At 44.8% G+C, this 12722-nt stretch carries 11 protein-coding genes, 1 pseudogene and 1 riboswitch; of the genes and pseudogenes, 7 read left to right on the top strand and 5 right to left on the bottom strand.

From position 1 onward, the window contains the following. Positions 1-24: 24 nt before the first annotated feature. Together HFA01_RS07260 and HFA01_RS07255 are read left to right on the top strand one after the other, a co-directional pair. Positions 25-1155: a sensor histidine kinase gene (locus HFA01_RS07260; protein ID WP_146814705.1), complete on the top strand. Its 1131-nt coding sequence runs from the start codon at positions 25-27 to the stop codon at positions 1153-1155. 2 nt (positions 1156-1157) lie between these two features. Next, positions 1158-1766: a response regulator transcription factor gene (locus HFA01_RS07255; RefSeq protein ID WP_146814703.1), complete on the top strand. Its 609-nt coding sequence runs from the start codon at positions 1158-1160 to the stop codon at positions 1764-1766. Positions 1767-1897: 131 nt separating this feature from the next. Here HFA01_RS07255 and HFA01_RS07250 read toward each other — a convergent pair whose 3' ends face one another. Together HFA01_RS07250 and HFA01_RS07245 are read right to left on the bottom strand one after the other, a co-directional pair. After that, complete coding sequence (locus HFA01_RS07250; RefSeq protein ID WP_167506192.1) at positions 1898-3526, bottom strand: methyl-accepting chemotaxis protein; 1629 nt, start codon at positions 3524-3526, stop codon at positions 1898-1900. 142 nt (positions 3527-3668) lie between these two features. After that, complete coding sequence (locus HFA01_RS07245) at positions 3669-4928, bottom strand: MFS transporter (RefSeq protein WP_146814699.1); 1260 nt, start codon at positions 4926-4928, stop codon at positions 3669-3671. A 277-nt stretch (positions 4929-5205) separates the two neighbouring features. Beyond that, positions 5206-5384: riboswitch (Lysine riboswitch) on the top strand. Between the two features lie 122 nt (positions 5385-5506). Between HFA01_RS07245 and dapA the strand changes: the two genes are divergently transcribed. Then, positions 5507-6403, top strand: coding sequence for a 4-hydroxy-tetrahydrodipicolinate synthase (gene dapA, locus HFA01_RS07240; protein ID WP_146814696.1), 897 nt, complete (start codon positions 5507-5509; stop codon positions 6401-6403). Between the two features lie 149 nt (positions 6404-6552). Beyond that, positions 6553-6738 carry a hypothetical protein gene (locus HFA01_RS07235; protein WP_146814694.1) on the top strand — a complete coding sequence of 62 codons (186 nt, stop codon included), beginning with the start codon at positions 6553-6555 and terminating at the stop codon, positions 6736-6738. Between the two features lie 35 nt (positions 6739-6773). On the opposite strand, the gene HFA01_RS07230 is transcribed toward HFA01_RS07235, so the two are convergent. After that, positions 6774-7841 (bottom strand): branched-chain amino acid aminotransferase, encoded by a 1068-nt coding sequence (locus HFA01_RS07230; protein WP_371860314.1) that lies wholly within the window; start codon positions 7839-7841, stop codon positions 6774-6776. A 157-nt stretch (positions 7842-7998) separates the two neighbouring features. Between HFA01_RS07230 and HFA01_RS07225 the strand changes: the two are divergent. Then, positions 7999-8379: pseudogene (locus HFA01_RS07225) on the top strand (bacitracin ABC transporter permease); the annotation flags it as partial. 61 nt (positions 8380-8440) lie between these two features. Next, entirely contained in the window at positions 8441-9061 is a 621-nt protein-coding gene (locus tag HFA01_RS07220; RefSeq protein WP_146814690.1) for an NUDIX hydrolase, read from the top strand. Between the two features lie 178 nt (positions 9062-9239). On the opposite strand, the gene HFA01_RS07215 is transcribed toward HFA01_RS07220, so the two are convergent. Beyond that, positions 9240-10151 carry a hypothetical protein gene (locus tag HFA01_RS07215; RefSeq protein WP_146814688.1) on the bottom strand — a complete coding sequence of 304 codons (912 nt, stop codon included), beginning with the start codon at positions 10149-10151 and terminating at the stop codon, positions 9240-9242. 404 nt (positions 10152-10555) lie between these two features. On the opposite strand from HFA01_RS07215, the gene HFA01_RS07210 reads away from it, so the two are divergent. Then, entirely contained in the window at positions 10556-12016 is a 1461-nt protein-coding gene (locus HFA01_RS07210) for a DASH family cryptochrome (RefSeq protein ID WP_146814686.1), read from the top strand. A gap of 13 nt (positions 12017-12029) precedes the next feature. Here the strand turns inward: HFA01_RS07210 and HFA01_RS07205 are convergent, their stop codons facing one another. After that, positions 12030-12722: an LppM family (lipo)protein gene (locus HFA01_RS07205; protein ID WP_167506190.1), complete on the bottom strand. Its 693-nt coding sequence runs from the start codon at positions 12720-12722 to the stop codon at positions 12030-12032.

Raw genomic sequence — 12722 nt, 5'->3', positions numbered from 1 at the left:
CTTAAAAAAAGGAGGTGCATCCACGTGCAGAACTGGTATCAAATCATTCCGAAAAATACAGGGCTCAGTATATATGTCTGGATTATCTTTTGTTTATTGCCCTTTTTCTTCATCTTCCGCTCTTCATCTATGTACGAAATGCTTTTCGGCATCCTGATGACACTGATCTTCTTCCTCGCTTACAGGCTTTCGTTCATATCCAACAGCCGATTCGTCTATTTGTGGGTCAGTGTCGAGATGGTCATCAGTATTGTTATGACCGCTCTGTTCGGATACATTTATTTCGCGCTTTTTATCGCCTATTTCATTGGAAACATCAAACATCTAGGTGGCTTTTTATCTCTATATATTGTCCATTTGACCTCAACGTTGATTGCAATTACAACGACATTCATTTACCAAATTGATTCTCTTTTTCCGAACCTTCCTTTCATTATCATCACGGTAATCGGAGTGATCCTTCTTCCATTCACGGTGCGTTATCGAAACCAACAACAAAAACTGGAAGGAGAATTGGAAGATGCGAATGAACGAATTTCGCAACTAATGGTCATTGAAGAACGCGAAAGGATTGCGCGTGACCTCCATGATACACTTGGACAAAAACTTTCGATGATCGGGCTAAAAAGTGATCTTGCCCGCAAGCTCATGACGGCCCATCCGGAAAAGGCCAACAAAGAAGTGGAAGATATCCGCAACACAGCCCGGACCGCTTTGAAGGAAGTCAGGGAGATGGTATCGAATATGAAAGGGACGAAGCTCGAAGATGAAATTGTCCGTGTCCAGCAAATTATTGAAGCGGCAGAAATGAATTTTCAATTCGAAGGCGATCCCCATATCACCAACACTCCACTGCTCGTAGAAAATGTGCTCAGCATGTGTTTGAAAGAAGCAGCGACGAACATTGTAAAACACAGCGAAGCAAAGACCTGTCGTGTGACCATTGACCAATCCCCTACTGAGATTCTTATCAGTATTGAAGATGATGGCAAAGGGATCCCCGACACATTGGACCCTTTTCGTGGCAACGGATTACAAGGGATGCGTGAGCGTCTCGAATTTGTGAATGGCAAGCTTGAAATTGAATCAAAAAATGGAACGCTCCTACAATTTCATATTCCAAACGTGATCAAAAACAAAGAAGAGGAGGAATAAATATGATTCGGATCGTTATTGCCGAAGACCAGCGCATGCTTTTAGGCGCGCTTGGAGCTCTTCTCGATTTAGAGGACGGCATGGAGGTTGTAGGCCAGGCTCAAAACGGTGAAGAAGCTTGTGCGCTTGTGAAAAAATTGAAACCAGATGTTTGCATCATGGATATAGAGATGCCTGTGAAGGATGGCCTGGATGCCGCTGAAGAATTATATGAAGAGCCGTGCAAGGTGATTATTTTGACAACGTTCGCCCGTCCCGGATACTTCGACCGCGCCCGCCGGGCTGGTGTCAGCGGATATTTATTGAAAGACAGCCCGAGTGAAGAACTAGCCACAGCCATTCGGAAAATTACCAACGGACAGCGGATCTTTGACCCAGAACTCGTCGACCTGGCATTCACACAGCAAAACCCTTTAACTGAACGAGAGCGTGAGGTAATTCAACTGATGGCCGATGGGAAAAATACCAAAGACATCTCTCAAGAGCTATTCATCACTCCTGGGACGGTTCGTAACTATGTTTCTGTCATTTTAGAAAAATTAGAAGTCACCAACCGCATTGAAGCCATATCTAGATTCAAAGAAAAAGGTTGGTACAAAAAATCCCGCTAATCCTACTCAGAAATACTCACTAGAAAGAGGTGCGTTTGGGGCACCTCGCTTTCCATCGGCTGTCGTTCCCCTAAAAACCTAGATGCACGTGAAAAAAACCTCGCCCTTTTTCATGAGCGAGGTTTCTGTATTTATAGCTTGAAGCGGCGGACTTGTTCGTTTAATTGCTCAGCAAGGTTCGATAAGTCTTCAGCCGTTTGTGACACTTCTTCCATAGAACTATTCGACTGTTGGGCGGAGGCAGCGGCCTGTTCGACACCTGCGGCAGACTCTTCTGTAATGGAAGCAATTTCCTCGATGGAGTGGTTCATCTGCATGCTGTTCTCAGCAATTTCTTTCAAGTGTGCAGAAATGGTTTGAATTTTGGCGACCATTTCTGAAACAGAGTCCTTAATCTCATCAAAAGTAGCTCTTGTCTCTTCCATCTGTTTTGAACCTTGGTCGACTTCACTGTTGCCTGCTTCCAGAGAAGTAACGACATTTCCAGTTTCTTTTTGAATACCTTCTACGATCTCAGTAATATCACCAACAGAATTCGTAACCTGTTCAGCAAGCTTCCTTACTTCATCTGCAACGACAGCGAACCCTTTGCCATGCTCTCCAGCCCGGGCTGCTTCAATGGCTGCATTTAAAGATAACAGGTTCGTCTGATCGGCAATGTCTTCAATGACTCGGACAAGTTTGGAAATTTCTTTTGATTGAAGATCCAATCCTTTTACTTTTTCAGTGGATTCCTTAACAATCCTGTCAATGGCACGCATTTGTGCAACAGCAAGCTGCATGGATACCCGTCCTCTATCCGTCATAGCAAGGACCTCAGTCGATGTTCCTGAAATCGACTCGCCATTGGCATTCGCTTCCTGAATTTTTTCACCAAACGTGCGCATTTGATCAGAAAGATGGGTAGCTCCATCCGCCTGTGATTCTGCCCCTGAAGATAACTCTTGCATCGTTGAGGCAATTTGATCACTCCCTTCTCTCACTTCATACGCTGACTGAGTCAAGGCTTCACTTTGCCCGGAAACTCTGTTTGAAGTGAAAGAAACGCACTGGATGACTTCATTCAGAGAACGCTGCATGTCGTTCGTCGCATCGGCCAGCTGGCCGATTTCGTCCTTTGATTTCACATGAACCGGCCCTCTACTGACGTCTCCTTCTGAAATCTGTTTCATCCGCTCCACTACTTTTTTTATCGGATTTGTAATGCGATTCGCGATGACCAGCGCAAAAATAATTCCTATGACGATGGATACGACGGATATGATGCTGCCGATCACCATCATTGTATGACCAGCTTGCAGGATGTTTTGTCCTTCTTCCTCCATCATTTGTTCACGTTGCAAAGCCATGTTTTCAAACCCTTCCATAACTCCTTGACCAAGAGGGGTAACTTCCTCCCTCATTGCTTGAAGGGCTGCTTCCACGTTGCCATTGTCAAAACGGTTAAAGACTTCATTTTGAACCATCTGTCCCCATTGATTGCTTTCTTCCACCAGACGCGCTGCTTCTTCGGAATTGGACATACTCAGAAGCTTATCCTGAATCTCTACGCTTTCTCGTGTATATTCATTAAACTGCTCCCGGTAACTTTCATCTTCAAAAAGTACGTAAGCTCTTGTCAGTGCGATTCGCTGAGAAAGGTTCAAAGCTAGTTTTTCATCAGCAATAAGCAAAGGGAGTTGGTGATCCACCATATCCTTTGTACGATCATTCGTATATTTTGTAGCAAAAAAATTGAAGCCGCTTAATATAACCGTCAACATAATCACTACTGAAAAAGAAATGAGAATCCTTTTTTTAGACTTTTCATGAGAACGCTCTTCTACCGTATTTTTCCTTTCTTCTTTTATCGGAAATAGGATGCGTTCCCTGAAGTCTATCCTTTCGATACTCCTAATTTTTTTACTCGATTTCTCTCAGCTCTCTAAACCTGAAGAAAATAAACATAGAATACAATGTCACTAGTATGGCACCAACAGCCATGATGTGATGGATGGATACGCCGAAAGCTAAAACTCCTGAAGTTAGGGCATAGCTGACAGGGATCAGTCCCATGGAAGCGAGCGATATGAGTCCCATTACCCTTCCCAGCATCTTCTCTTCAATTAAACTTTGAATAGCGGCAATGAATGGAATGTTGGAACCCGATAAGGCAAACCCGAAGATGCCAAGGCATAAAATGCTCATCCACAGTTCTGTTGTGAAGCTGAGCCCTGTAAAAGCCATTCCTGCAATGACTAATGCCAGAATACCAATTTTTCCGCGGTTCTTTTTCACATTCAACACACCAACCACTATAGAACCAAACAGCATCCCCACAGCCAAACCAGCTTCAAGAAAGCTAAAATCCATGGCTGTTCCTTCTAAAATGGTCTTCACAAATAACGGGAGGCCCATCGTTAAAGGTCCAACCAAAAAGAGGTTCATAAAAATTGTCGTCAAAACGACAAGGGAAATGACACGCGAGTTCTTCACGTAAAGCAGTCCTTCCTTAAAATCAACCCAAAACCTTTTCTGTTCCTCGGATTCTTCTTTCACTTTGGGTACACGCATAAAGAAAATCAAAGCACTTGCCACAATGAGCATAACCGCGGTGGTGGCAAACACAATTTCATAGTTTCCAAAGGCAATGATGACTCCGGCAAGCATAGGAGCGAGTATGAACGAGGTCTGGTTGGTCATCTGAATCATCGAATTCCCTCTGGTCAGATGATCTTTATGAATGATGGAAGGAATAATGGCACTTTCTGCTGCCCAGAAAAAAGCATCCAAAATGCCAAAGAAAAAGGCGAACGTCACAAATGTCCATAACGTAATCCCACCAAACATAAACCAAACGACAAGACCGATCAGGAGTAGCCCACGGATGAAATCAGACAAAAACATGATTTTCGCTTTATCGAAGCGATCTGCAACCGTTCCACTGATAATCATGAATAGCACCCTCGGTATACTTACGGCGATATACAGCATCCCAAGAGAAGCCTCTAAACCTAAGACATTAACGACATACCAGCTTTGTGAAAAAAGGAAAAAAGAAATACCAAAACTTGATAAAAGTGCCGCTCCCCAAAGCAGCAAAAAGTTTCGATTCTTAAATATGGAGGGAATCTCTTTCGTTTCCGTTTCTGAGTGTTGCAACGCCATTTCATTGACAGCCATTCGAATCACACCTTCGTTTGTTATTGGTTAATTCTATTGTATAAAAGGCCGGGGACCTCAACGATGTGCCACAGAATGATTCTCCATCCGCCCCGAGACCGATTTCTACAACCTTCCCTTAAAAGCTACCCTTGGTGTAAAACTTCCAGATTGCTTAAGATAAGAATCTGAGAGATATTGTCGAATCGCTTGTTCCCTTGTCTTCCCACTTGTAAGACGGAGACTTTTTTGATAATCTTTAACTAACTAAATATTTTCTTATTTCAAATGATTTTGAAGTAAGGATAGAGGTGCAATGACATGAGTACACTTGTCGGAGGAGAATGAGCTCCTGAGATGCAGGTGGAAAGGGGAATTTGCCGAAGCGAAAGGGATCTCATCTCCCTGATGCTGGTTCTGCTGCTGAAGAAGTACAGGACTGTCATATAGGAAACTATATGGAGGGCTATCTTACGCAGGAACGGTTAAAAGTTTCTACGGCAGCAGCGACGCCCTCGTTGTTGCCGTTTTTATTTTGACTGCCGTATGGCCCTCACTACCTCGGATGTATTCTAAATTCTAAGCAAAGGTGTGAGGTTATGAATTTCGGCCAAGTATTAACAGCGATGGTGACCCCTTTTGACCGCGAAGAGAACATTGACTTTGATGCAACACGAGCGTTAGTCAACCACTTGATCGAAAACGGATCGGATGGCCTGGTCATTGCAGGAACAACAGGTGAATCACCGACATTGACGACAGAAGAGAAAGTGAGACTTTACAAGTTCGTTGTCGAAGTTGTTGACAAAAGAGTTCCTGTCATTGCGGGTACCGGTTCCAACAACACAAGAGCGTCCATTAGCTTGACTAAAAAAGCGGAGGAAGCTGGTGTGGACGCTGTCATGCTCGTGACTCCTTATTACAATAAACCAACTCAAGAAGGCCTTTACCAGCACTTCTCTACGATTGCCAAATCTACATCGCTTCCCGTGATGCTTTACAACATTCCGGGCAGAAGCGTCATCAACTTGGATCCTGAAACCGTCATCCGTTTGTCTCAAATCAATAATATCGTTTCAATCAAGGAAGCAAGCGGCGATCTCGATGCGGCGACGGAAATCATCCGTGAAACGTCCGATGATTTTTCTGTTTACAGTGGTGAGGACTCCAACACGCTTCCATTCGTATCTATTGGAGGTACAGGAATCGTCTCCGTCTCCTCCCATGTCATTGGAAATGAGATGCAGCAGATGATCCAAAGTTTCCGTGAAGGCGATTTTGCTTATGCCGCCCGTCTTCATCAAAAACTTGTTCCTGTCATGCATGCCATCTTCTCTGCACCAAGCCCGTCCCCAGTTAAAGCGGCTCTGAATGCTAAAGGTGTGGAGGTCGGTGGGGTTCGTCTTCCCCTCCTGCCCCTTTCAGAAGAAGAAGAAAAGCAGGTACTCGGCGAACTTGAAAAAGTACAACTGAAAGAAGCGGTCAAAGCTTCATAAGAAAAACCGCCCGGCATGGGCGGTTTTTCTTATGAACAATTTCATATGGGTGTTTCTATTTTTATTCTCTTTTGATTGTCTCAACCCCTTTAGATTTAAAGGGTTAAGGATAGCGATCTTCGGTTAGAAGGAAGAAAAGGAGGGATACGATGTCCACGCAATGGAAAAAGAAAAAAGACATCGCCCGGTTTATTTTTCTTCTCGTCATCATCACCATTAGTCCTTTGCTGAATAAGAGTTTTGATTGGTTTGTGAGTCTTGCGATCGTTTTTTTCCTTTACTTTGTCCTGATGTTCCTGATGAATTGCTTGATTCAGGAAACGAATAAACATTAAAAAAACCTCAGGCACTAACACCTGAGGCTTTCCTTTTATACTTCCACTGTCCAACCATAACTGTCTTCTTTTCTTCCCCGCTGAATTCCTGTGATCGTATCATAAAGCTCTTGGGACAGGGCGCCGATTTCGTGGTCATTGATGACCATCTTCTTGCCGAGCCAGTTAAATTCACCAACGGGCGAAATGACGGCTGCGGTGCCTGTTCCGAAGGCTTCTTCGAGCTTGCCGTCTTCATAGGCCTGGTACAGTTCATCAATTGAAATACGGCGCTCAGACACAGGAATCTCCCATTTACGTAGAAGCTCAAGGATTGATGTACGCGTAATCCCCTGCAGGATGCTTCCACTCAAGGCTGGAGTCACGATTTCTCCATTGATTTTGAAAAAGATATTCATGCTTCCGACTTCTTCAATGTAGCGTTTCTCTACGCCATCGAGCCATAGGACATCGTTGTTCCCTTCTTCTACGGCTTTCGCTTGTGCCTGATAACCAGAAGAGTAGTTGCCGGCGGTTTTCGCCATGCCTGTTCCACCTTTGACAGCGCGGGTGAATTTGTCTTCTACGTTTATGGTTACCGGTTTGACGCCGCCTGAAAAATAGGGACCAACTGGTGATAAGATAATCATCAGTTTATATGATTTGGACGGAGCCACCGCAAGGCTCGGTTCTGTCGCAATAATAAATGGTCGTATGTAAAGCGACGTTCCTTCATAAGAAGGCACCCAGTTTTTTTCGAGTTGGACCAACTCTTTCAAGTAACCGAGCACTTCTCGTTCATCGACCGGAGGAATGCTCAAACGGTCACTCGACAAGTTCAGTCGCTCAAAGTTTTTCTCGGGGCGGAAAAGAAGCACGCGTCCATCATCCGTGCGATATGCTTTCAATCCTTCAAAAACGGTTTGTCCATAATGAAAAATCATCGCAGCCGGATCGAGCGTCAGCGGTTCATATGGAACGATCCGTGGTTCGTGCCAGCCTTTATTTTCTTCATAGTCCATCACTAACATATGATCTGTGAAGGTGCGTCCAAAAGGAATCTTTTCACTTTCTGGTTTAGCTTTTTTATGGGTTGCTTCGACGATGTTCAATGACATTTTCATGACTCCTTTTCTATGGTGGTCTTTGAATATTAGTATCCATTGTACGCCCATCCTCATCTTTTTTAAAGAGGATTTGACGGAATGGTCAAAATATTTTTACTACAGTACTGGATGAAGGAAGAGACAATGGGTCCCAGTGGCACAGTGCGATGTCACCAAAAAAAACATGGAGCTTGTCATGTTCATCGTCGGCTTCCTCGGTCTCAACTTCCTGATTACCTCCGGCTGCGTGCTCTATTTCAAGCAGATGGACGAAGGTGAAGACGAAAAAGGGAGCTATACGATTCTTAGAAAACTCGGTTTCACCCGCGGCGACCTCCTGCGAGGGATTCAAGGAAAGCAGTTGCTCAATTTCGGCATTCCATTACTGATCGGTCTCCTGCACAGCTACTTCGCCGTCAAGTCGGGCTGGTTCTTTTTCGGAACCGAACTATGGACACCGATGCTGATCGTCATGGGTCTCTACGCCGCTTTCTATTCGATTTTCGGACTACTGTCTGTTCTTTATTACAAAAAAATTATGAAAGAGGCACTCTGATGAGTGCCTCTTTTCTATTCCGAAGAATGTTCTGGTATAGTAAAAGGACGAGGTGAAAACTATGGACGCTAAAACCATTTTTGAGACAGTGAAAAAACACACCCCCTCTGTTCTCGGACACGAACAGTTCCGTAAGTTCGCTGTCCTTTTACCGATCATCGAGAAAAACAATGAGCTTCATGTCGTTTTTGAAGTGCGCTCGCATCAGCTGAGAAGACAACCGGGTGAAATTTGTTTTCCAGGTGGGAAAATTGATCCTGAAGATCCTTCTGCAAAACAAGCCGCCATCCGGGAGACCGAAGAAGAATTAGGCGTCAAGTCAGGACAATTTACAGAAGTCCATCCGCTCGACTACCTGATTTCTCCTTTCGGCATGATCGTTTACACGTTTGCAGGGTATTTAGATGTGACCGAAGATGAACTTGTGCGTAATCCCGATGAGGTCCGCGAGGTGTTTACGGTGCCACTTTCCTTCTTTATGGAAAATGGACCGCGCATCCATTACGTCCACTTCGAAGCCCAGCCGGAAGCAAATTTCCCCTTCGATCTGATTCCGGGTGGGGAAGAATACAACTGGCGGACGCGTCAACTTGAGGAATACTTTTATATATACGGCGATAAAGTGATCTGGGGAATGACAGCAAGAATCGTTTCCCATTTTGTGGATATCCTAAAAAAATAAAAAGGTGCTTGCTTATGCTCTGTGAGAGCATAAGCAAGCACTGTCTTTTTTTACTGATAGGGATTTATGAAAGGTCACTCTACAAATAGAGGTTCCTGGAATTTCATTTCCCTAAACATTAGAACATCAGTGGCATGGACGAAAAAACTCTGCGCCGACGGACGCAGAGTTTTTGGATTTAATTCAAACCCTCATAATTTTCCTTGATGACACCGATGATCGTCCCAAGTGTCTGCCCTTTGAAGTTGTCAGGCACAGACTCCCCTGTAGGATTAGCATAGTAGAGCGCTTCTTTCTCTTCACTATATTCAAAACCCAAAGCGGACAGGGCTACTTCCAATTCACGAGGGTTCCCTTCCAAACCCGTCTGCTTCTTGAAGTGATCCGTCGGATAAACCCACACGTCTACATCATCCGCTCCTGTATGGACAACAAACAAATCATTCTTATAATGGGAAATCCACTGTTCTTTTGAGAAAAGCGCAACTCCTGTGCCTTCAAGCCCGGATATGCCTGCTAAATTGATGCCAAAGATGGCGTTAATCATCTTCCGGATGTCATCGCCAGACATTTCTCCATCGAAGGCCTCCCAATATAAGTCCATCACTTCTACTTTTTCCATTTTGGAGATGGCCTCATCACTGACCTCTTCATCAAGTGCTTGTCTCACCATGCCAAGCACTTCATCAGGATAGGTGCTTGTCTGCTTGCCGGCGCCAAGTTCAGACACTGCCTCAAGGTCAATGCCATATACGCCATTGACGATATCACGAATATCTCTCGGATTCACTTTTTTGTAGTAGCTTTCCAAGTAAAGATCCATCGCTTCCACTTTACTTAAAGCATCAATCTTTTCTAAAGCATCTGAAAAAGGAATCCATTCCTTCTCCTCTTTGCACAATTGAATATACAGGCGTACGGTCGCCTCTGGGGAGAACTTCAAGTCCTTCGTCTGATTCATCTCACTCTCCCAACTTTTCGCTTCCGCTTCGTCAGTTCCTACAGTACAAGCCCCAATAATGGTAAGAGACAATACTGTGATGATGATGGTCATCGATCCCTTCCTTTTTTTCTTAAACCAATTAAACATTGTGTACCCTCCATGAATGTTTTGCTGCGGGCTCTCAGTGTAGACGCCGGGGTGTGAGGGAATTCTATGAAGGTACCGTCTACCGCTGCTCATATCTATGTTTACTATAACCGTTCTTGTCGAATAAAGGAAAGCGATAACTTAAACTTTTACAAACTCTTCAAGTACCTCAGCGGGGAAGTGAGTGACAACGGAAAGTAAAGCTGGTCCATTAAGGAAATTGAATTCCCCATGTTAGACATGTAACTTGTTTCCTCTTTTTTCACTCTGTTAATCAGCGGTATACAAGCAGTCTTCTCCTTTTCAGTGTCCTATTCTAAAACGCTTCAACAGGGGATCAGCCGATTGAAAGTTTATTGCTCCCACACCAAGAGGGTAAACTAGGCTAAAAAGGAGGCCATCGCATGGATTCTTGCATCATTGTCTGGTTCCGAAATGATTTGCGGGTGCACGACCATTTCCCCCTGTTACGCGCCTCTTCACGTGGGCTTCCGGTTCTCGGCCTTTATGTGTTTGATCAAGCAGCCTACAAAACGCTGTCCTACGGATTTCCTAAAACCGGTAACCATCGGGCTCAATTCATACGGGAGAGTGTGGAAGATTTACGACAGAACCTAAATCGATTAGGCGTTCCCCTTCTCGTGAGACATGGTTCTCCTGAAGAAGTATTTACATCCATATCGGACCGGTTCCATATACAAGAGGTCTTCCTGCATGAAGAAATCGGCAGTGAAGAACGAACCGTTGAGGGAAAGGTCCGTGAACGCCTTACGCACACCACCTTCACCATCGATCACGGCCATAATCTTTATCCTCCGGAAGACCTCCCATTCAACATCAGCGAACTCCCAGATACCTTTTCACAGTTTCGCAAGGTATTGGAGAAAAATGGCGCACCAGGTCTTACAGAAATATCCATCCCTTCATCAGTCAAAGGGGTGAATTTGCCGACGGATTTTCCTGAAGGTGATCTTCCTACTTTACAGGAGCTTGGTTTAAAGGAGTTGGTGCGGCCGCCGCGTTATCCGGGAGGTTCGTCTAAAGCTAAAGAGCGTCTGCTTCATTATATTTTTAAAGCAGACCGGCTGAAGGTGTATAAGGAGACGAGGAACGGGATGCTGAAGGAAGATGACTCATCTAAATTCTCTCCCTACCTTGCGAACGGATGTCTATCCCCAAAGGTCGTCCTTGACCAGATTCGCACTTATGAAAAGAAATATGGAAAAAATGAATCCACGTACATGCTTTATTTTGAACTGTTATGGCGCGATTATTTTCATCTGGTGCATCGTAAATATGGCGATCGGATCTTTTATCCTGAAGGACTCAAAGGAAACCGCATTCCCTGGCATGACGACCAAGAACTCCTGCGCCGTTGGATAGATGGGATGACAGGCTATCCTCTCGTTGACGCTGCCATGAGGGAATTGAAGCAAACAGGATTTATGTCCAACCGTGCCCGCCAGAATGTGGCAAGCTTCTTCACAAAAAACCTTGGGCTGGACTGGCGCATCGGGGCCGCCTGGTTTGAGTCACAACTGGTTGATTACGATGTAGCCAGCAACTATGGAAACTGGCTTTATATTGCAGGCGTTGGAAATGACGCTGTGCCCTTCCGAGCATTCAACGTAGAAAAGCAGGCACACGACTATGATCCGGATGGATCCTATTTGCGCTACTGGCTCCCTGAATTAAAGGAACTTCCTGCCCCATGGGTCCACCAACCTAGAGAGATGGGGATGCTCGAGCAACAGCAGTACGGTATTATTTTGGGAGAAGACTACCCGCTACCCGTTGTGAACTTATACGAATCCATGAAAAATAGAAAACAAGAGTATGAACAAGCACAAAAAAACTCCCGTTAATACGGGAGTTTTTCTATTTACGGCGGCGGTTTCGAATGAGGAAGAAAAGCAAAACGAACACAACTACTGCAGCTACACCTGCAATTATGATATTCTTCACGTTCGGAACAACCATCTCCACCATCATGTTCGTTTCACCGGCTGCCCGGATGTCCCATTGCAATACATTCCCGTCCACACGGTCAGCGTTATGTGACTTCGGTTTTATAGGAAGATCAAGGGTGAACGTAAGATCCATCTGATCCGCGACAAGTGACTGCATGCCCCCGATGACACCTGAATTTGAAAGGTCGAGCGCTGCCTCCACTCTGTAAGTCGTTGTAAAAATGCCACCTTCTGTCGTCATTTCGACTGGAACATTGCCAATTGCAGGCGCAACACCTATTTCTGTCATCCCGCCGGAGACCGGAAGAATCTCCATCTCCTGTACATCATCAAAGCTCTTTTTCGCCCTAAATCCAATGAAGTCATTTTTCTCATAAGGTTCCACATCGTAACCTTTTGACTCAAGCTCTTCAGAAACACCATCCATCATATTTTCAGCCCGGTCTCCGAAGCGACTTAAAGCTTCTTCTTCAACCCCTGCCGTAATCGTATGGTCACCGCTTCCATCCTTATTGATCTTCAGTTTCAGGTCCCCTTCCACGCATGCCGTTAGAAAAGTAAGCAAAAAGATCAACACGAAAACTTGTCCTGTATTCCTCAT

Source organism: Halobacillus faecis, assembly GCF_007991335.1.
Taxonomy (GTDB): Bacteria; Bacillota; Bacilli; order Bacillales; family Halobacillaceae; genus Halobacillus; species Halobacillus faecis.
The sequence above is the reverse complement of the archived record's forward strand: the minus strand, read 5'-3'. Positions and strand labels throughout refer to the sequence as shown.